This is a genomic window from Vibrio sp. 1-Bac 57, assembly GCF_037546855.1.
GTDB lineage: Bacteria > Pseudomonadota > Gammaproteobacteria > Enterobacterales > Psychromonadaceae > Psychromonas.
Map to the genome: position 1 here is coordinate 1 of NZ_JALAAC010000050.1, position 18,891 is coordinate 18,891.

The 18,891-nt window shown below is 39.8% G+C and carries 19 protein-coding genes; 11 read left to right on the top strand and 8 right to left on the bottom strand.

Annotation, left to right across the window (positions count from 1 at the left end):
• The first annotated feature begins 215 nt into the window (after positions 1–215).
• Together MT391_RS19305 and gntR are read left to right on the top strand one after the other, a co-directional pair.
• Positions 216–1,232 carry an IS110 family RNA-guided transposase gene (locus MT391_RS19305; protein ID WP_499499630.1) on the top strand — a complete coding sequence of 339 codons (1,017 nt, stop codon included), beginning with the start codon at positions 216–218 and terminating at the stop codon, positions 1,230–1,232.
• A gap of 644 nt (positions 1,233–1,876) precedes the next feature.
• Positions 1,877–2,878 (top strand): gluconate operon transcriptional repressor GntR, encoded by a 1,002-nt coding sequence (gene gntR, locus MT391_RS19310; RefSeq protein ID WP_499499661.1) that lies wholly within the window; start codon positions 1,877–1,879, stop codon positions 2,876–2,878.
• A 67-nt stretch (positions 2,879–2,945) separates the two neighbouring features.
• On the opposite strand, the gene MT391_RS19315 is transcribed toward gntR, so the two are convergent.
• The 3 genes from MT391_RS19315 to MT391_RS19325 are packed head-to-tail and all read right to left on the bottom strand — an operon-like array spanning position 2,946 to position 5,926.
• Positions 2,946–3,587, bottom strand: coding sequence for a bifunctional 4-hydroxy-2-oxoglutarate aldolase/2-dehydro-3-deoxy-phosphogluconate aldolase (locus MT391_RS19315; protein WP_028869353.1), 642 nt, complete (start codon positions 3,585–3,587; stop codon positions 2,946–2,948).
• A 9-nt stretch (positions 3,588–3,596) separates the two neighbouring features.
• The gene (gene edd, locus MT391_RS19320; protein ID WP_499499632.1) at positions 3,597–5,393 is read right to left on the bottom strand and encodes a phosphogluconate dehydratase; all 1,797 of its coding nucleotides are present in this window, start codon (positions 5,391–5,393) and stop codon (positions 3,597–3,599) included.
• 17 nt (positions 5,394–5,410) lie between these two features.
• Positions 5,411–5,926, bottom strand: a complete 516-nt coding sequence (locus MT391_RS19325; protein ID WP_028869351.1) for a gluconokinase — start codon at positions 5,924–5,926, stop codon at positions 5,411–5,413.
• Between the two features lie 292 nt (positions 5,927–6,218).
• Between MT391_RS19325 and gntU the strand changes: the two genes are divergently transcribed.
• Together gntU and MT391_RS19335 are read left to right on the top strand one after the other, a co-directional pair.
• A complete protein-coding gene (gene gntU, locus MT391_RS19330; RefSeq protein WP_499499634.1) occupies positions 6,219–7,565 on the top strand; it encodes a gluconate transporter in 1,347 nt (448 codons plus the stop codon).
• Positions 7,566–7,734: 169 nt separating this feature from the next.
• Positions 7,735–7,893, top strand: coding sequence for a PEP-CTERM sorting domain-containing protein (locus tag MT391_RS19335; RefSeq protein ID WP_499499636.1), 159 nt, complete (start codon positions 7,735–7,737; stop codon positions 7,891–7,893).
• On the opposite strand, the gene MT391_RS19340 is transcribed toward MT391_RS19335, so the two are convergent.
• A complete protein-coding gene (locus MT391_RS19340; RefSeq protein WP_499499638.1) occupies positions 7,883–8,404 on the bottom strand; it encodes an NADPH-dependent FMN reductase in 522 nt (173 codons plus the stop codon). The two genes, MT391_RS19335 and MT391_RS19340, sit on opposite strands and share 11 nt — an antisense overlap.
• A 131-nt stretch (positions 8,405–8,535) precedes the next feature.
• Here MT391_RS19340 and MT391_RS19345 point away from each other — a divergent pair, with 131 nt between their 5' ends.
• The 6 genes from MT391_RS19345 to MT391_RS19370 all read left to right on the top strand — a co-directional run bounded on the left by MT391_RS19345 (position 8,536) and on the right by MT391_RS19370 (position 13,852).
• Positions 8,536–9,438 carry a LysR family transcriptional regulator gene (locus MT391_RS19345; protein ID WP_499499640.1) on the top strand — a complete coding sequence of 301 codons (903 nt, stop codon included), beginning with the start codon at positions 8,536–8,538 and terminating at the stop codon, positions 9,436–9,438.
• 456 nt (positions 9,439–9,894) lie between these two features.
• Entirely contained in the window at positions 9,895–10,488 is a 594-nt protein-coding gene (msrA, locus tag MT391_RS19350; RefSeq protein ID WP_499499642.1) for a peptide-methionine (S)-S-oxide reductase MsrA, read from the top strand.
• Positions 10,489–10,737: 249 nt separating this feature from the next.
• The gene (locus MT391_RS19355) at positions 10,738–11,541 is read left to right on the top strand and encodes a MetQ/NlpA family ABC transporter substrate-binding protein (RefSeq protein ID WP_499499644.1); all 804 of its coding nucleotides are present in this window, start codon (positions 10,738–10,740) and stop codon (positions 11,539–11,541) included.
• Between the two features lie 281 nt (positions 11,542–11,822).
• Positions 11,823–12,176, top strand: coding sequence for a DUF4870 family protein (locus MT391_RS19360; protein ID WP_499499646.1), 354 nt, complete (start codon positions 11,823–11,825; stop codon positions 12,174–12,176).
• Positions 12,177–12,187: 11 nt separating this feature from the next.
• On the top strand, positions 12,188–12,655 hold the full coding sequence (locus MT391_RS19365; RefSeq protein WP_499499648.1) for a DUF1294 domain-containing protein: 468 nt from the start codon (positions 12,188–12,190) through the stop codon (positions 12,653–12,655).
• 210 nt (positions 12,656–12,865) lie between these two features.
• Positions 12,866–13,852 (top strand): Gfo/Idh/MocA family protein, encoded by a 987-nt coding sequence (locus MT391_RS19370; RefSeq protein WP_499499650.1) that lies wholly within the window; start codon positions 12,866–12,868, stop codon positions 13,850–13,852.
• A gap of 123 nt (positions 13,853–13,975) precedes the next feature.
• Here the strand turns inward: MT391_RS19370 and MT391_RS19375 are convergent, their stop codons facing one another.
• Entirely contained in the window at positions 13,976–15,883 is a 1,908-nt protein-coding gene (locus MT391_RS19375) for a PTS fructose transporter subunit IIABC (protein WP_499499652.1), read from the bottom strand.
• 230 nt (positions 15,884–16,113) lie between these two features.
• Here MT391_RS19375 and MT391_RS19380 point away from each other — a divergent pair, with 230 nt between their 5' ends.
• Entirely contained in the window at positions 16,114–16,980 is an 867-nt protein-coding gene (locus MT391_RS19380; RefSeq protein ID WP_499499654.1) for a helix-turn-helix transcriptional regulator, read from the top strand.
• Between the two features lie 56 nt (positions 16,981–17,036).
• On the opposite strand, the gene MT391_RS19385 is transcribed toward MT391_RS19380, so the two are convergent.
• The 3 genes from MT391_RS19385 to MT391_RS19395 form a co-directional block, all read right to left on the bottom strand.
• A complete protein-coding gene (locus MT391_RS19385; RefSeq protein WP_499499656.1) occupies positions 17,037–17,852 on the bottom strand; it encodes a PTS sugar transporter subunit IIA in 816 nt (271 codons plus the stop codon).
• Positions 17,852–18,160 carry a PTS fructose transporter subunit IIB gene (locus tag MT391_RS19390; protein WP_499499658.1) on the bottom strand — a complete coding sequence of 103 codons (309 nt, stop codon included), beginning with the start codon at positions 18,158–18,160 and terminating at the stop codon, positions 17,852–17,854. Before MT391_RS19390 ends, MT391_RS19385 begins: the two co-directional genes overlap by 1 nt.
• A gap of 143 nt (positions 18,161–18,303) precedes the next feature.
• The gene (locus MT391_RS19395; protein ID WP_499499659.1) at positions 18,304–18,546 is read right to left on the bottom strand and encodes a hypothetical protein; all 243 of its coding nucleotides are present in this window, start codon (positions 18,544–18,546) and stop codon (positions 18,304–18,306) included.
• Between the last annotated feature and the right edge of the window lie 345 nt (positions 18,547–18,891).

The window sequence follows — 18,891 nt, forward strand, 5'->3', positions numbered from 1 at the left end:
TAAATAAGTTGCTTATCTATCTCGCTTTGGGGCACAAAACGCCTCAGCTCTTTTGTGATATTTACCTGTTGAAGCGATAGCATTTACGCTCGCTTTCTCCCAATAGCGAGCGTAAAGGCACCTTCATCCTTTCGGTATAATGTTAGGTCGCTAATAAGATGGTCCGCCTCACCCTAGTCTAAACTTAGGGTAAATTACTCAAGAGGAGAATCATCATGTCTAATATTAATATTTTGGGAATTGATATAGGTAAGTCTACTTTTCATCTTGTTGGGCACGATCTATCAGGAAAAGAAGTTTGCCGTAAGAAATTGAATCGTTCAAAACTAATTCACTACCTCTCAACATTAGAAACGACAACCGTTGCAATGGAGTCTTGTGGTGGAGCACATTGGTTAGCAAGAAAATGCCAGGGATTTGGTCATACCACAAAGCTTATCCCTCCCCAATACGTCAAACCATATGTTAAAACAAACAAAAACGACTTCATTGATGCAGATGCTATCGCTGAAGCTGCTTCTCGCCCTTCAATGCGTTTCGTCAGTGTAAAAACAGAGGTATCTCAAGTAATATCCGTTATTCAACGCATACGTTCAAGTTACCTAAAGGACAGAACAGCTTGTATGTCTCGTATTGGCTCTATTTTATTAGAGTTTGGTATGAGCTTTCCTAGATCTCACTCCAAAATGAAGAGTTTATTTCAATGGTTGGCTGAATATGGCGAACCAATACCACCAATGCTTCTTCGAGAGTTAAGAGAGCATCATGAATTTTATTTAAAGCTTAACGAGCTTATTTCACAGCAAGATAAAAAGCTTAAACAATTAGTGGAGAATGATGAATTAGCCCAATTGCTTAAAACGATTCCAGGGGTAGGAACGTTAACTGCAAGTCGTTGTATGTCTGATATCAGTAATGCAGCAGACTTCAAGAATGGAAGACATTTAGCTGCTTGGGTAGGGTTAGTTCCTCGACAATTTTCTACAGGGGGAAAAACAACATTGCTCGGAATAAGTAAACGAGGGAATAAGGGGTTACGAGAGTTATTTATTCATGGGGCCAGAGCAGTACTAGTCAGGCCTGAAAAAGCAGTCGCTGTATTTGGTAATTGGCTCTTCGAATTATTATCACGAAAACCATTTAATGTTGTAGTAGTTGCACTAGCAAACAAACTTGCGCGAATAGCGTGGGCAGTACTTTCGACCAAACAAGCATTCGAAGTTAGAGTGTAACCAGGATTTGCAAATGATAATACAGATGACAAAACGGTTAGACCACTGGATTGAAGACCTGTGGGGCGAAACAGCACCTTATTAAAGTATGCTTAGTCGCTTTTGAGGACAATCTAGCGCGGATCTCATCGTGGAGCTGGGGCTAATTTATTGGCAGCCTGCAAAGACTCCGAATACATTAGCGCAAACCAACTACGTTATCGATATTATTACTTGCAATATCGAGGCGGACCATACATATCGCCCCAATTGTGTTAGAGGCAAAAGGCAAGACGCGATTTTATTGAACATTGTTGCTCACACATAACTGATGAAACAAAGGTAAAGAAGGTATCAAGTTAAACGAAATGTATTTCTGGGTAGGACGTTGCGATGTCTTTGTATACCATATCAGGGATTTTCATATCATCTATTTTGCTTTATTTCCGAAGAAATCGTTCAACCCTCAAACTACTTCAAGATGCAAATTCAGAGTTGCGCCCGGATGCGGGAACAAAACGCATCATAATGAGAATGATTATTCCTTTTTATCTTGGGTATAGTTCACTTACTTAGCTTGGTTTCATTTAATAAATGTTATTGTAACTATTGAAGCATATAGTATATATTCTTGTTATGTTACAAGTAACATTGAATGAGTAATAATTATGACTAAGAAAAAAAGACCCACTCTACAAGATGTCGCCAATATCGTCGGGGTGACAAAGATGACCATCAGTCGTTATCTTCGAGACCCTGATCAAGTTTCTTCTGCCATACAAAAAAAAATTGCCAGGGCCTTAGAAGAGTTAGGTTACATTCCAAACCGAGCGCCGGATTTGCTATCCAACGCCAAAAGCCATGCAATAGGTATTCTTGTACCCTCGTTAACCAACCAGGTATTCTCAGAAGTTATACGTGGTATTGAAAATGTCACAGAAGCTGCCGGATACCAAACCATGCTAGCGCATTATGGCTATAGCGCTGACATTGAAGAGGAACGTATTAGTTTCCTGTTGTCTTATCATATCGACGGGTTAATTCTTTCAGAAAGTCATCATACCGCCAGAACTTTAAAAATGATCGAAACTGCCGGTATTCCGGTTATTGAAATGATGGATGTGATCTCTCCGTGCATTGAACAGGCCGTCGGCTTTGATAATATCGATGCGGCTTATCGTATGGTGTCAAGCATGATAGAAAAAGGATATCGCAATATTGTTTATTTAGGAGCGCGTATGGATGTGCGAACTCAACTAAAAGAAAAAGGTTACGCAAAAGCAATGGAGGAGTATGGTTTTACCAGTAAAAGCATGCTGACCGAAGCACCCTCTTCGTTTTCGCTAGGTGCCGAATTATTAAAACGAACAATCGCAGAACATCCGCAAACAGATGGTTTATTTTGTACAAATGATGACTTAGCCATTGGTGCCATTTTTGAAGCACAGCGCCTCGGTTTGAAGATTCCCGAAGAAATTGCCATTGCCGGTTTTCATGGCCATGATATTGGTCAATGTATGGTACCTAGCTTAGCAACGGTGGTCACTCCGCGCGAAAAAATAGGCCAAATTACAGCACAGCAGCTCATTGCCCGTTTAAATGGTCAGAAAATTACGGAGAAAGTCATTGATCTTGGTTTTGAAATTCGCCATGGAGAGAGTATTTAGAGGCTGTTATAACAGGCAGCTTGTCCAGGCTGCCTATTACTGTGATATTTTTTTAAATTTTAGGCTTTTATAGACTGGCAATCAGGGATACGGCTTGCTTAGACAGCTCAGTGACCTTTGCCCAGTCACCACTTTCAATAGCATCATTTGGAATCATCCATGATCCACCTACGGTTGCAACACAATTCAGCGCCATATAATCGGCAACATTGCCGGGGTTAATCCCCCCCGTTGGACAAAAACGCACCTGAGGTAACGGCGCGGCAATGGCTTTTAGCGCCGCGGCTCCGCCATTTGCTTCTGCCGGAAAGAACTTCAAATGGTCATAGCCTAACTCTAAGGCAGTAATTATTTCCGAAGGTGTTGATACCCCTGGAATTAAAGGTGCTATTCCAGTTTTAGCATATTCCAACAACGAGATACTGTATCCTGGAGAGATAACAAATTTAGCGCCGGCAGCCACAGCCGCATCATATTGTTGGGTATTTATCACAGTTCCAGCCCCGATCATTGCCTCGGGCATGGCTGTCGCGATGGCGCGAATAGCTTCTACAGCAGCTTCTGTTCTTAAGGTTACCTCAAAAACACTAATGCCACCTGCCGCAAGCGCTTTTGCCATTGGCACGGCATCAGCTACATTATTGATGACCATCACTGGCACAACGGGTGAACAGGCAAAAACCTGTTCGGGGGAAATAGTCCAATTCATGTTACATCCTTATTGATTGAAAATAGTTGCGCCTGTTTCTGCGCTTGATACTGCCTGACGAAATAACGAGAAGAGCTCTCTGCCCGCACCCACATGTTCGTGATCTAAATTGGGATGAAATTCAGCCCGTTCACTGAGTTCTGCTCTAACAGAAATACTGCCATTATTGGCATCTAAATAGATAATATCGCCGTCCTGAATTTTACTTAATGGACCGCCATGTAATGCTTCCGGCGTGATATGGATAGCAGCAGGAACCTTACCCGATGCCCCCGATAATCGTCCATCGGTCACTAACGCAGTTTTAAATCCGGCTTTCATCACATTACCTAAAATAGGCATCAATTTATGTAACTCAGGCATACCATTGGCTGATGGGCCGTTATGACGCACGACAACAACCACATCACGGTTTAATTGCCCGGCCTTATAAGCTGTTTCTACGTCATGCTGAGATTCAAAAACCATTGCCGGTGCTTCAATAAAACGATTTTCTTCCGCTACTGCACTGATTTTTATCACCCCGCGCCCAAGATTACCATCAAGTAATTTTAAGCCGCCTTGTTTACTGAATTCCTGTCCCGGCGCTGCAATCACATTTTCATCCAGTGAATCACTCGCTGGCACAAATTCAACCTTACCGTCAACCAAAACAGGCTGTTTTAAATAATATTGCATAGTGCCAAAAACAGGTTGCGCATCCATATTAAGCAGGCCACGAGCGGCCAACATTTTCATCAAGGTCGGAACACCACCTGCGGCCTGGAAGGCATTAACATCAGCCGGCCCGTTGGGATACATTAAGGTTAAAGAGGGCACTACTTTGGCAAGTTGGTCAAAATCATCCCAGGTGACAACTAATCCGGCAGAGCGCGCAATCGCAATCATATGAATAGTATGATTAGTGCTGCCCCCTGAAGCTAATAATGCCACCAATCCATTTACCACAGATTTTTCATCTATAACCTCGGCAATAGGACGATAATCACCACAACCATGAGTTATGGTTACCATGTGTTTGGCAATAACATCAGTTAATGCATGGCGTAATTGTGAATCCGGCGGTAAAAATGCCGAGCCGGGTAACATTAACCCCATCGCCTCAAAAACAAGCTGGTTGGTATTTGCCGTACCATAGAAAGTACATGTGCCAGGGGAGTGGTAGGCGTTATTCTCCATAGTCTGCAGCGCATTTTTGTCCACTTCGCCGGCAACATATTGCTGACGGATTTTTACCTTTTCTTCATTGGTGATACCCGTTGCCATCGGACCGGAGGGAACAAAAGCACTAGGAAGGTGGCCAAAAGCGAGAGCGCCCATTATCTGTCCAGGTGCTATTTTGTCGCAAACCCCGAGTAATAATGTCGCATCAAATGTATTATGACTCAGAGCGATAGCAGTGGCTTGCGCAATTAAATCCCGTGAAAAAAGTGACAAATCCATCCCCGTTTGTCCCTGCGTTACACCATCACACATCGCCGGAACACCACCTGCAACTTGGGCACTGTGACCCGCATTTTTAAGTGCCAGTTTAATTTTATCCGGGTAGGTTTGATAAGGCTGATGCGCACTTAACATATCATTATAAGCGCTGACGATAGCAACATTTGCGCGGGTAAAATCGAGAATAGTTGATTTTTGCCCTGCGCTGCATGAAGCAACTGTATGGGCTAAATTACCACAAGCAAGCGTCGCTCTTTCTTTACCTAATGCAGCTTGTTTTCTGATGCGAGATAAATACTCATTACGTAGTTTACTACTACGCATAGCAATGTTTTTAGTAACTTGTTCAATAATATTATTCATATGTTTTATATCCCTTTTTATTGAGCAACAGCTATACAACGTGAGACCACTTCATCAAAGCTGCCTTCAATATCTACACTAATGACGTTACTTTCATCTTCACCCGGAACCTCTAAGGTATTAAACTGGCTTTGCAGGAGCTCGGTAGGCATGAAATGCCCTTGGCGATTTTTCATACGCTCCAGAACCAGATCAAATTCACCATTCAAAAAGATAAAGGTTACATTATCATTGCCATCACAAATCATATCCCGGTACTTTTTCTTGAGCGCCGAACAAACGATCACGCCATTTTCATTTTTTTTCTCAAGGCTGAAAGCTGCGTCGCGAATCCGTTCTAACCAGGGGCTGCGATCCTCATCATTGAGTGGCTGCCCAGATGTCATTTTAATAACGTTGGCTTTCGGGTGCAGATCATCACCATCAATAAATTTTGCTTGAATTGCTTTAGCGAAAGCGGCACCAACCGAAGATTTGCCGGTACTGCTGACGCCCATGATAATAAAGCATTTAGATTTTTGCTGTTTATCCATTTTTTACCTCTGTCTAATTATTAAACAATACTCTTAAGTGTATTTGGGGACAGCCAAGAGTTACGGGTAACATGTTACCCGTAACTCTACCCGTTGTGAATACTACGAATAGATAATAATAAGAAAAAATTAACACATGACAAAAAATGTGAAGTAGAGAGCATTTATTCAACACAAGGGTTTTTTTGAGCAAAAGTTACGGGTAACGTGTTACCCGTAACTTTGCTCGAGTTAGATCCTCGTTAACAATAATATAATTAAATATCACACACCAACTAATAAAGGAAACATCATGTCAGATATATCGTTAATAATGACCGCAGCAGGATCTATTATCCTGTTGTTATTTTTGGTGATGAAAGTGCGTTTGCATGCCGTTGCCTCACTAATACTAGTCTCTATGATTGCAGGTTTGTTTTCAGGCATGAGCCCTGAAGATATAGCTGTGACCATCCAAAAAGGGATGGGAGGAACGCTTGGATTTGTGGCTGTTGTGGTCGCGCTAGGTGCTATGTTTGGTAAGGTAATGGAAACTACCGGAGCACTGGATCGTGTTGCACATACGCTATTGCATAAGTTTGGCACTAAAAATGCCAACTGGGCGTTGACCTTTACCGGTTTTATTTGTGCCTTACCTCTGTTTTTCGATGTCGCCGTAGTATTGCTTATTGGTCTAGCGTTTGCAGTTGTTCGCCAAGGCGGTGGTAGTGTTGTTAAAATAGGTATTGCACTGTTAGCAGGTATTGCCACATGCCAGGCGTTTTTAATTCCAGCGCCCGGGCCTATTCTTGTTGCCTCACAACTGAATGCTGATTTTGGTTATATGATCTTGTTTGGTCTTCTGGCTTCTATCCCTGCTATGATTATCGGTGGTCCTATTTTTGGTTCAATGATTTCAAAACATGTGCATGTTGAACTGCCTGAACATGAAAAAATAGGAGTGAGTGTGCGGGAAGGTGAAGGGACTCCGACATTTGGTTTAGCTATTGGGTTAATCGGTCTGCCATTACTGATGATCGGACTTAAAACGATTGCTGCTCGTTTTGTTGATCCAGCTTCAACAGCACATGGATGGCTAGAATTTATAGGCCACCCTTTTACCGCAATTATGGTTGCATGTTTAGCCGCTTTCTATCTACTTGGCACTAAACGCGGAATATCTAATAATCGTATTATGGCAATTTGCAGCAGTGCACTCGAGCCTGCTGGGATCATCATTTTAGTTACTGGTGCAGGTGGTGTTTTTAAACAAGTATTAGTAGATTCAGGCGTAGGTGCTGCATTGGGTAATATGTTAGCAGGCTCGGGATTACCGATAGTTGTACTAGCATTTATTCTTGCTGCAGCAGTGCGCGTCATTCAAGGTTCTGCAACAGTTGCTATGTTAACTGCATGTGGATTAATTATTCCGATGCTTGAACCACTTGGACTTAATGGCATGCAACTAGCAGCTATTACTATTGCTATTGGTGGCGGTTCGATTGTCCTTTCACATGTGAATGATTCTGGTTTTTGGTTAGCTAACCGCTATCTTGGACTGACGGAAAAGCAAACACTACAAACCTGGACGGTAATGGAAACGATCATTGGAACGACCGGAGGTATTGTTGCAGTATTAGTTTCACTTTTTATTAATTGATAAATAGCGTTACGCCGCGATTGCTGAAGCCAAGCCCAATAATTACATTAATTATTGGGCTTTAATCTACAAGTAATACAAGAAAAACAGTGGCTTTAATCAATTTATCAGTTTCGATCTAAAGATTGCAGGACTTCTTGAGTCTCAGTTTCAAGACCAACGTGTTGGAATGCGTGTACAAAGTATCAAAGGGGCGACGAATTTTAGTTCAGGCTCATCAAAGCTAATCGGACCCGGAGGTACTGTTGTAATTCCAGAGCCTAGCTTATTTGTTATTTTGGGCCTTGGATTGTTTGGATTGGGGTTGACGCGACGTATTACAGCTTAGCAATGACATTCATTATTTGATCAACAAAGTCTTGGTTAGTTAACTGGCTATTTTCCAGATCAAAATTATCGTAGAAACTAGGTACTGAAATGGCACCTTTCACCTGTGCTGCAAAAAATGGTGCAGAAGCTTGTGCCGATGCTAATACGCTAGCGGCACCACCAGGGCCCGGTGAAGTTGACAGCATAATGACGGGTTTGTTTTGGAATAGTTTTTGATCAATACGAGACGTCCAATCAAATAGGTTTTTATAAGCCGCAGTATAAGAACCGTTATGCTCTGCAAAAGAGATAACAATCACATCAGCTTCACCCAATTTTTTATAAAAGGCTTTAGCCAGCGCTGGTTGTCCTAATTCTTTTTCACGGTCTTCACTAAATAGCGGCATTTCATAATCATTGATATCTAACAACTCAACTTGTGCGTTGTTAATTTGTTTTGCTGTGTAATTAGCGAGCTGTTTGTTAATAGAACTTTTGCTACTTGTTGCTGCGAATGCGAGTACTTTCATTATTAATTCCTGTTCTTTCTCTCAGTGGATGGATACACTTTAAATTATTATCATTTGCTGAGTAATAGTCATTTTGTGCATAGATTGTTTCCAAATGACTCGTAGTGATCTATTTAACTAAAGGTGATGTGATGGCGAATAACAGCAAATTATTTGATGGTATGGTTGTTTTTGTTGATGTAGCAAAACTAGGTAGTTTTACCTTAGCCGCTGAGAGTAGTGGCCATTCCACTTCATACATTAGTAAAGAAGTGAATAAGCTAGAAGCACGTTTGGGTATTCGCCTGTTACATAGAACCACACGATCCTTGAGTTTAACGCAGGAAGGTGAATTGTATTTTCAATTGTGCCAGCAACTTATTGAAGATGCGGAGCAAGCAGAAAATAGTATTAGTGGTAATCAAGGTGAGCCTAGAGGAAAGCTACGTATAAGTTGTCCTATCTCCTATGGTTTATCTAACCTGAGTCCTGTATTGAGTCGGTTTACTGAAAAGCATCAAAAAATCCAACTTGAGTTAGAACTGAATGATAGAAAAGTGGACCTTATCGCCGATGGTTTTGATGTCGTTATCAGAGCCTCTACGCAACTCGAAGATTCTAGTTTAATTAGTCGCAGGGTGAGTCAATCAGAAGCTTTGGTATTAGCATCACCTCGTTATTTAGCAAAACACGGCACGCCAAAACATCCTTATGATTTAGAGCGCCATAAAATCATCAGCTATAGTAATTTGAAGCAACCTAATATTTGGCTGTTCCGTGATCATCACGGAGAAACCATTCAGGTTCATGTTGAAAGTCATGTGCTGACTAACAATGCGACCTTGGAAATAGACCTCGCCGTTGCCGACCAAGGCATTATTCGCGTGCCACAATTTGCGTTAAAAGATGAAGTGGAAACAGGGAAATTAGTAGAGATTTTCTGTGACTGGCCTAAGCCGCCAATAGGTGTTTATGTGGTATACCCGAGCCGAAAGCATATGTCAGCAAAGGTACGTAGCTTTATCGACTTTGTGATAGCGGAGTTAGGAGATTAGAGAAGTAATTTGTTCATAGAGGGAGTTATTAGCTTTTTCATTGGTAGATTAAAAGCATTCATATATAACTAAGTGAAGGTTTTTATTGTTCTAGTCTAAATTTCTTTTTTCGTGAACAGTATAGCCCTGCCAAACCTAAGCTCAGAAAAGCAATACTAATTGGCTCTGTACTGAAACTGCATTTTTTCGAAAGTAGAAATGATTGAGTAATAAATTTATTTAACACTTTTCATTTGCTCACTTCTTAAATATAAGAAAAATAGAGAGTTTACGCTCTTTAGATCTTCGTTATTAAGGTTTTATGCTTTAGTTGACTCTTATTGAAAATCTTTAGTTCAATACTGATCCCTTTTCAGAATTCATGATTTAATTATTAATGAAATAATTTCTATCAACGTCAGGTCTACTTACTCATATCTACAGCATTTTTTATTCATTTAGCAGGACGAGATATCTATGAAAAAAATTTTAGGATTGGTTTTATCAGCATCGATGCTTTTTTATGTGTCATTCGCAAGTGCGGATAAAGCTGTATTAGCTGGTGGTTGTTTTTGGTGTATGGAATCTGATTTTGAAAAATTACCGGGGGTGACTGATGTTGTGTCTGGCTTTACTGGTGGGACCTTAGAAAATCCAACTTATCGAGGCAACCATCAAGGGCATTATGAAGCCGTTGAAATTACTTATGATGCCAAGCAAGTGAGCTATCAACAGATTTTAGATCATTACTGGGTAAATATTGATCCCTTTGATGGAAGAGGGCAATTCTGCGATAAAGGTGAAAGTTATTTAAGTGCTGTTTTCGTTGCAAACGAGCAGGAGCGAGCATTGGCTGAAAAATCTAAACAGACAGTGATTGCTGAGTTCCCTAAGCAAAAAGTCGTAACACCTATCTTAGATAGCAGTACTTTTTATCCTATTAAAGGCGCCGAAAGCTACCATCAGGATTTTTATAAAAACAGTCCTCTACGTTACAAAGCATATCGTTGGAACTGTGGGCGAGACCAACGCTTAAAAGAGATTTGGGGTGATCGCGCTACTCATGGCTAATCTCATGTTGCTAATTGATAGCAGCACTTGAGTTAATATAAAGCAATGAATTAATAGAAAACGATGAAAACGGCTAACTCAATTGAGTAGCCGTTTTTTGTTTTTTGTGGCAAAAATAAAGTAATAATATCTATTACTTATAACCATCCGTTATATCAAGCACCGTTAAAATAGTTATGACTATTATAATCTTTATTGTATCATCTTATTTAGACGTCTATACGGCCATTTGTTTTAAAGGAACTGAAAATGTTTAATAAGAAAATTTCAAGGTTATTTTATCTTTTACCCTTAGTGTTTGGATTAGCTGCCTGTGGGCAAGAAGAAAACACTGAAGTGATTAAAGTAGGCGCAACCGTTGGCCCCCATGCTGAAGTTATTGAAGCTGTCGCTATTGAAGCAGCTAAGCAAGGTTTGAACGTTGAAGTTGTCATATTCTCTGATTACATCACGCCTAATGCTGCGTTAGCGGATGGTAGCCTGGATCTAAACAGTTACCAGCACCAACCTTTCATGAGTAACTTTAATAGTAACAGCGAGCAAAAAATTGTTTCTATCGGTCATTCTATTTTAATGCGTATGGGTATTTACTCGACTAAGTACAAGTCGATCAATGATTTACCTGATAATGCAAAAATTTCAATTCCTAACGATCCAACCAATGGCGGTCGTGGTTTACTGTTATTAGCTGATGCAAAACTGATCACGTTAAAGCCAGATGCTGGTGCAAAAACGACGGTTTACGATATTGTTGAAAATCCTAAAAACTTTCAATTTATAGAAGTGGAAGCAGCGCAATTACCACGTACTTTAGATGATGTTGATGCGTCGGTTATTACCATGAATTACGTTATGTCTTCGGGTTTAAATCCTGCTGAGCAAGGTATTTATTTGGAAGCGAAAGATGCCGAATTTGCTGTGATGAATGTTGCTGCGCGTGTACAAGATAAAGACAATGCAACTTATAAAAAGTTTGTTAAGATTCTTCAATCTGAAGCAACACGCACATTTTTAGATAAAACATACAAAGGCACCATTGAAGCTGCATTTTAACTTATCAATATAAACACAAATAATCACTGGCTGCCATTTCAAAGCCAGTGATTCCTACCTCCTGTAACTAGCCTTCTGTTGGTGTTATTTTTATGCTGTAATGCTGTAATGCAGTTTAAATAGTAACGGCATATTAAGATAAGTAAGCGTTTCAACCTCTGTGCTGATTTAAAACATGAGTTCAATGATTATTGATTCCTCTAATAGCATTGCGCTTAATAAAGTGATCAATTATTCAGACGAATTGACCTAATATACATAAAAAATTAAAAGAGATTAAAATGAACGATTTACGCTCAAACTTGAGTTTATCTATTGAAGATGATGCCGCAAAAACCAGTGCGCTAATTGGTTATGGTTTGATGATTCTAGGTATGTTTACCGGTATATTTTGGTTAATCGGGGCTATTTGGGTAATGGTTAAAAGGGAAGATGCACGGAGGACTTTATTTGAAGATCACTATACCAATATCCTTAGTACGTTTTGGTGGGTTTTAGCCTGGTCAGTAGTGGGGGTGATATTAGCTTTCTTTGTTGTGGGTTACTTTGTTTTGTTTGTGACTTGGGTATGGTCCATCTATCGCATTATTAATGGCTTAGCTAAAATCACTTCTAATAAACCTTATTCATCCTAGTTAGAGAACTTATGAATTATCATTACCTGCCTATATATTTGGCGATTGTAGGATTAGCTGTTTCTTATTTTCTTGGATACATGCCGCTTTTCATTTTTGTTATTTTTGCGGTTGCTAGCCTAGTGACTTATTTAATTTATGCAAAAGATAAAAAAGCAGCGCGTCTTAATCGATGGCGTACACCTGAAAAAACCTTACACTTCTGTTCGATTTTATGTGGTTGGCCAGGTGCAATTATTGCACAACAAAGGTTACGCCATAAAAGTCAAAAGCAATCTTTTAGAGTGGTGTTTATGTTTACACTGTTGCTAAATGTAGCACTGATTGCCAGTCTTCATACGCTACAAGGCGCGACGTTATTACGTCAATTTACGCATCAATTACAAAGTCATGTGAGCATTCATATCCACCAGCCACAACTTCAACAAACGTTATCGTTATTATTAGCCTTTCGAACTGATGCTTACATTTATAAATAAAGCGATACGTTTTATATTCGTGAAAGCCGCATAAAATAATTTGGCATCACTTTGTTGGTCATTGTATTGTCGATCATTTTTCTAGCTGCTACTAATTTCTAGCTGGTGGCTGTCATTCTATAATTCAAATATTTTACTGTGCTGACGTGATAAGGAGCAGATCATGGTATATTCAGCCATAATTTTTATATGAAAAGCACTGGAGGAAAGATGTTACGTCTCGCTATTATTGGTACTAATTGGATCACTGAACGTTTTGTCGAAGCTGCGCTAGCATCTCAAGAGTTTGAATTAACAGCAGTGTATTCTCGAGATACAAAGCGTGCACAGGCATTTTCAGCTCCTTTCAATGGTGCAGCTGTTAGTTTTACTGATTTAACAGAAATGGCTAAAAGCGATGCCTTTGATGCTATCTATATTGCTAGCCCAAACTCACTACATTACGAACAAAGTATTCTGATGCTAGAGAATGGCAAACATGTCATTTGCGAAAAACCTGTGGCTTCCAATATAACCCAAGCTGAGCATATGTTTGAGGTTGCTGAAAAAAACAATGTAGTATTGTTTGAAGCATTTAAAACTGAATATCTACCTAACTTCGCTTTAATCACTGAACACTTACCTAAATTAGGTCGCTTACATAAAGTCAGCATTAACTACTGCCAATATTCATCTCGTTATCAGCGTTATCTTGATGGAGAAAATCCAAATACCTTTAATCCTGCTTTTTCCAATGGTTCAATTATGGATATTGGTTTTTATTGTGTATCCAGTGTTGTTGCTTTGTTCGGTGAGCCATTAAAAATAAAAGCGAGTGCGCATTTACTTGACTCGGGTGTCGATGCACATGGAGCTGCTATTTTTTATTATCCTGATTTCGAAGTGGTGATCCGCCATTCTAAAGTCTCTGATTCAACGTTACCAAGTGAGTTACAAGGAGAGGCGGGAGTGATGTTAGTTCCGCATATTTCTGAGTGTGATCATATTTCTCTACAGCGTCGAGGAGAAGCAGTGCAAGAGTTTAAAGTTGCACAGGTTGAAAATACTATGACCTATGAAGCGAGTTTTTTTGCTCAGCAAATTAAACAGGGCAAATTATGTGAAAAAGCCAAGGCAAGAGCATTGAGTGTTTCTCGTATGACAACTGAGATCCGACGCCAAACAGGGGTTGTATTTCCAGCTGATAAAATTAATTAAGTTTATTAGCGAGAAACATAACTCTCTACTAAACGGAAAGAATAGACTCTGTTGGCAGTAACGAAAAAAGGCAGATAATGGGAACATTATCTGCCTTTTATGATTTAGCTTATACGCTAAGTTTTATGCGGTTGCTGAAGTCAGCTGTTTTGCTTTACGTGCAATGCGCATTTTTTTCAATGTAACACAAACTAAGGCTGTCACGACTGTGCCCGTTGCCATACATATAATCGCCATCACTGGTTTGTTCATTGCGCCAAGTAAGACGACAACTGGTCCGCCATGAGCAACACTGTTGGTGATACCAAAGGAGAAAGCCATTACTGCGCCGACCATTGAGCCTAGTACGTTGGCAGGAATGACTGATAGAGGATCCTGCGCTGCAAAAGGGATTGCACCTTCAGAGATACCAACGAGACCCATCGCACCGGCTGCTTTACCCGCTTCTATTTCACTGTCTTCAAATATTTCTAGTTTACGGCCAATCACGGTGGCTAGTGCCATACCTAGTGGAGCAATTGGAATAGCGACTGCCATTGCACCCATAAATTGAGTTTGGCCGCTTGCGATCATGCCCACGGAGAAGAGGAATGCCACTTTATTAAATGGTCCACCCATATCAAAGCCTGCCATGCCGCCTAATACAATGCCTAATAAAACGACATTACCGGTACTCATTTCAGTGAGGACAGCGTTTAACCATTCCATTAAATTGGCAATAGGTGCACCAATAACAAAAATAAATAACGAAGCGATAAAGACGGTACCTAAAATGGGCGCGATCATAATCGGTACAAGTGGCGCAACCATTTTGTGGTACTCACGCGTTGCAATAAAGCGCACAAAGTAACCCACTAATAGGCCTGCGACAATGGCTCCGATGAACCCAGTTCCTGCAGAAGCATCATAAAACGAACCATTGTTAGCAATCCAACCACCAATGAACCCTGGAGCAAGCGCTGCGCGATCACCAATGGCATAGGCAATGTAACCGGCCAGAATAGGGATCATAAGAGTAAAGGCAACGACACCTACATTAAGTACTTGGTTCCATAAACTGCCTTCAGGAATTTGCATGCCATTAGCTGTCGGCTCTCCCCCCAAAGCAAGCGATAGCGCAATCATCAAACCGCCGGTGACCACAAATGGGATCATATGCGATACACCATTCATTAAATAACGATAAAGGTTAGATCTACCTGAAGTTGCAGAGGAATTGTTTTGTGATGAGTTTTTTGAGTCAGCTTGGTAAGCAGGTGCATCCAATGCTTGTTGAATAACTGCTTTACCATTACTAATCGGCGCTTTTACTGGAGTTTGAATGAGCTTTTTACCATCAAAGCGAGTCATATCAACCTGCTTATCACTACTTACAACAATCGCCACCGCGCGTTCAATTTCTTCTGCTGTCGGTGCGTTTTTTACGCCAATAGAACCATTGGTCTCTACTTTAATTTCGTACCCCATTTGTGCCGCTGCTTTTTCTAATGCTTCCGCTGCTAAATAGGTGTGAGCAATGCCAGTTGGGCAACCCGTTACACCAATAATGAAGCCTTTATCCAAGGCGACTTTATCGGTTATTTCTTTTTTCTCTAATAATAAAGCAAGTGCCTGTTTAGTTGATGTCGCTTTATGCATTGCATCAATAAACCCATCTTCAATTAATTTAGAGGAGAGTTCTGCTAACACTTCTATGTGATGATCAAAACCACCATCGGGAGAAGCTATCATGAAAAATAGTGTTGAATTTTTACCATCTTCGGCACCGTATTCAATACCCGATTTACTAATACCAATAGCTACAGCTGGTTCAATGACTGCCGAGCTTTTAGCATGAGGTATCGCAACACCTTCTTCAAAACCAGTATTATCGATAGCTTCACGGGCATAGACATCTTTTAAAAAGCTATCTCGGTCGCTTAGTTTGCCTTGTTTGGCTAATAGCTCGACCATCTCATTTAGTACTTCATCTTTAGTTGTGGCTTTAAGATTTAAGCATATCAACTTTTCATTAATCATTTGAGTAATCATGACTGCACCTCCTCTGTGTAAAATATTGTTTTAGTTTATGGAGGCAATTGTTGGATATTTTACGGATAAAAAATAGTGTACAGTCAATCCATTTACTGGATTATTGTACCCTAAATATCCCTTTGTGAAGTGGGTCACTAGGTTAATCTATGTGCAACAAATACTAGGAGTTATTATATTGATATCGCACCTAAACTTATTTCCATTGACGATAAAAGTGAATAATAGCCATGAGCCAAGTATTTATTAATGTATTAGAAGGTGTGTTGTCTGAAATAGATCAGTTTAATCGTGTGTGGTTTGCCAGTGACCATTCAACGCCGCCTTCATTTAGTTATCAGGTCAATTTTCCGCGTATGGAATTTGTTATCACTGGTGAGTACATTAATAAAATTGAAGATCCTGAATTTGGCCTGACTGAGGTGAAAATATTACCTGGAGATATTTTATATATTCCACCTAATAGTTGGAATAAACCTGAGTGGAATAGCGACTGTAGTGTGCTTAGTTTATTATTTGGTAAGCGTCAGTTAGGATTTAGTTTGGTGCAAAAACGCAAAGGGGAAGAGGCCTTTTTTGATGTGCAAAAATATAGCCTGCAAACTCGTACAGGCCATGCCTTGGATCATATTTTAAATGCGTTAAATACCTTAGCAAAAGAGAAAATTCAGCATCCAACGGGTGGGTATTTATTGATGGCGCTTATGACCTATTGTCATGGTATGTTGCTATCCCCTGAGAGCGCTAATCAAGGACGCAGTGAAGATTTGTATCAGGGAGTCTGCATTTATATTCAAGAAAATTTTCATCGCCATATTAGTCGCGATAATATCGCTCATCATTTTAATGTTAGCCCCAATCATCTATCGCGTTTATTTCGTCAACAAGGGCACATGCGCTTGGCTGATTACATTACATGGGTACGTTTAGAGCGTGCTAAATTTATGTTAACACGCTATTCCTTTCGACTTAGTGAAGTTGCATTACGTTGCGGGTTTAATGATGTTAACTATTTCTATCGTGTATTTAAAAGTAAATTAGGGCGTACACCGAGTGAATTTAGGGCGATCTACAGTGATCAACAACGGCCTTCTTAATTTGGGTTACTGCTAGGTGAAATAACGTCAGAGGGTTATCGAGATTGTTCGGTAGACTACTCTGCAGGTTGCATGAAACAAGCTAAAATAGCTTGTAATTGATGACCCATATAATGATAAGTAATAAACTGTTTTTTATCCGCATTGAGTAAGTTAACTGCTAAATGCCGCACCGCTATAATATCCTCTTTAGCGCAAGGCTTAGGTAATAATAACGCTACGATATGAGTCACTCCACCATGTGCTGACTGCCAGTCTATGGCTGTTTTGGAGGTTAAACAAATCATCATTGGTTGATCGATATATTCACTCACTATATGCGGTAGGGCAATGCCTCCTGCCATATCAGTTGAGGACAATTTTTCTCTTTGTATGAGTTGTAATTCTATTTTTTTATAGTGTTTGATGGAAGCCATTTTAGCTATCAGTTTAAGGATGCGTGCTTTATCGACTATGGTAGCATCCTTAGCAAAGGGCATAATATGGTAACGGTGTTTGGCGCTCATTTTATTGGATACTGAGAAGTGATGAAACTGAAAGTTATCACGGCACATTGGCGACCTTGAATGGAGCGTTGCCGAGTATGTATCTGCCACCAATACACAGTATTGTTGTAAATATAACTTGAGTGCGTCAACCTGAGTTTGTAGATTCTCTCCAATAATAAAAATTTGGCATAGATCAAAGGGCTTACAAGCGAGGCTAAGTGCTGCTAACGGGTGTTGTACATTAACTCGTTGTAACGTGTCTATTTTGATTAACTCAGCAGCGCCTTGTATGTCACGTAAGCGATGGTTGATACCCTTAATTAACCAAGCTGTGAGTCCACTTTCCCCTAAATACAGAGTAATACGTATTGTTGACATGATCATTAACTGGTTTGCTTGATACAATCTTGAATGACTTTATTTGGGTCAGTTAAAACTTCAACTATTGTTGTGTTAATCACTTGATATTGTTGGAATCGTTCAGCATTTTCAATGTTGATATCAGACGCAATAAGTATCAGATCTGCTTGGTGAATATCTTGATGGGTTAATTGATTTTCAATGCCCATTGCTCCTTGGGTTTCGACTTGTATTTGGATACCAAAACTGGCTGCAGATTTGATTAAAGCTTCTGCTGCCATATAAGTATGTGCAATGCCTGTTGGGCATGCAGTAACCGCCACCATTTTCATCTTCTTTTCCCGAATTGATTTTATTAAGGTTTACTGGTTTTTAAAAAAACATTAACTGGGAGCTTAAGGCTTGATAGATATTTATTCAATCATGTCGAGGTCTAGTTATGAAGAACATCACTAGACCTTATAAATAGTTACTCTTAAAGCTGCTTAATGCATTGTGGAATGCTAACCCCTTTTAAAAAGCACTGTTTTATTTGCTGTTCTTGGTGGTCAGATAAAATAATAGGCGTTTGAGGAGGACGTTCTGATTTGGTTAGTGAACTTTGATTTGCAAGGTTTCTAATGATACGGCGGCGATATATCGCTAAGCGATTATATTGCACAATGAAACCTGATATAGCAAAGATCAAGCACCCACAAATAATATAAAAAATTAGCATGTTGTCCTCCTGTTTTATCGTTACATCATTAGCATCAGTCTACTTTGCTTTGTTGTACATTGAAAATTAATCGTTCGTACAATGACAAATACGTAAATAAGTTAGGTATCCTGATTTATCAAAACCCTAAATAATAGCGTTTAATGCCGATCGTTTAAGGATCTGTTAAGAAAACTTGAACGATCTTACAGATAGATCATAATCCTCAATCTTATTAAAGGTTGGGGATTTTTTTTGTTTAATCAAGAAATGGAATTAGTTTATGAGTCATTTGAAAATAAAGATTCATACAACAATGTTTTAACTGCTATCGATACAAAATGGATCGAAGAGGCATTGTTTAAA

Excerpts from the sequence above, each read along its gene's own strand:
- MT391_RS19340 (WP_499499638.1), bottom strand. The coding sequence starts at position 8,404 with ATGAAAGTACTCGCATTCGCAGCAACAAGTAGCAAAAGTTCTATTAAC.
- msrA (WP_499499642.1), top strand. The coding sequence starts at position 9,895 with ATGAAAAAAATTTTAGGATTGGTTTTATCAGCATCGATGCTTTTTTAT.
- MT391_RS19335 (WP_499499636.1), top strand. The coding sequence starts at position 7,735 with ATGCGTGTACAAAGTATCAAAGGGGCGACGAATTTTAGTTCAGGCTCA.
- MT391_RS19345 (WP_499499640.1), top strand. The coding sequence starts at position 8,536 with ATGGCGAATAACAGCAAATTATTTGATGGTATGGTTGTTTTTGTTGAT.
- MT391_RS19365 (WP_499499648.1), top strand. The coding sequence starts at position 12,188 with ATGAATTATCATTACCTGCCTATATATTTGGCGATTGTAGGATTAGCT.
- MT391_RS19375 (WP_499499652.1), bottom strand. The coding sequence starts at position 15,883 with ATGATTACTCAAATGATTAATGAAAAGTTGATATGCTTAAATCTTAAA.
- MT391_RS19355 (WP_499499644.1), top strand. The coding sequence starts at position 10,738 with ATGTTTAATAAGAAAATTTCAAGGTTATTTTATCTTTTACCCTTAGTG.
- edd (WP_499499632.1), bottom strand. The coding sequence starts at position 5,393 with ATGAATAATATTATTGAACAAGTTACTAAAAACATTGCTATGCGTAGT.
- MT391_RS19385 (WP_499499656.1), bottom strand. The coding sequence starts at position 17,852 with ATGATCATGTCAACAATACGTATTACTCTGTATTTAGGGGAAAGTGGA.
- MT391_RS19360 (WP_499499646.1), top strand. The coding sequence starts at position 11,823 with ATGAACGATTTACGCTCAAACTTGAGTTTATCTATTGAAGATGATGCC.
- MT391_RS19305 (WP_499499630.1), top strand. The coding sequence starts at position 216 with ATGTCTAATATTAATATTTTGGGAATTGATATAGGTAAGTCTACTTTT.
- MT391_RS19325 (WP_028869351.1), bottom strand. The coding sequence starts at position 5,926 with ATGGATAAACAGCAAAAATCTAAATGCTTTATTATCATGGGCGTCAGC.
- MT391_RS19380 (WP_499499654.1), top strand. The coding sequence starts at position 16,114 with ATGAGCCAAGTATTTATTAATGTATTAGAAGGTGTGTTGTCTGAAATA.
- MT391_RS19390 (WP_499499658.1), bottom strand. The coding sequence starts at position 18,160 with ATGAAAATGGTGGCGGTTACTGCATGCCCAACAGGCATTGCACATACT.
- MT391_RS19395 (WP_499499659.1), bottom strand. The coding sequence starts at position 18,546 with ATGCTAATTTTTTATATTATTTGTGGGTGCTTGATCTTTGCTATATCA.
- MT391_RS19315 (WP_028869353.1), bottom strand. The coding sequence starts at position 3,587 with ATGAATTGGACTATTTCCCCCGAACAGGTTTTTGCCTGTTCACCCGTT.
- gntU (WP_499499634.1), top strand. The coding sequence starts at position 6,219 with ATGTCAGATATATCGTTAATAATGACCGCAGCAGGATCTATTATCCTG.
- MT391_RS19370 (WP_499499650.1), top strand. The coding sequence starts at position 12,866 with ATGTTACGTCTCGCTATTATTGGTACTAATTGGATCACTGAACGTTTT.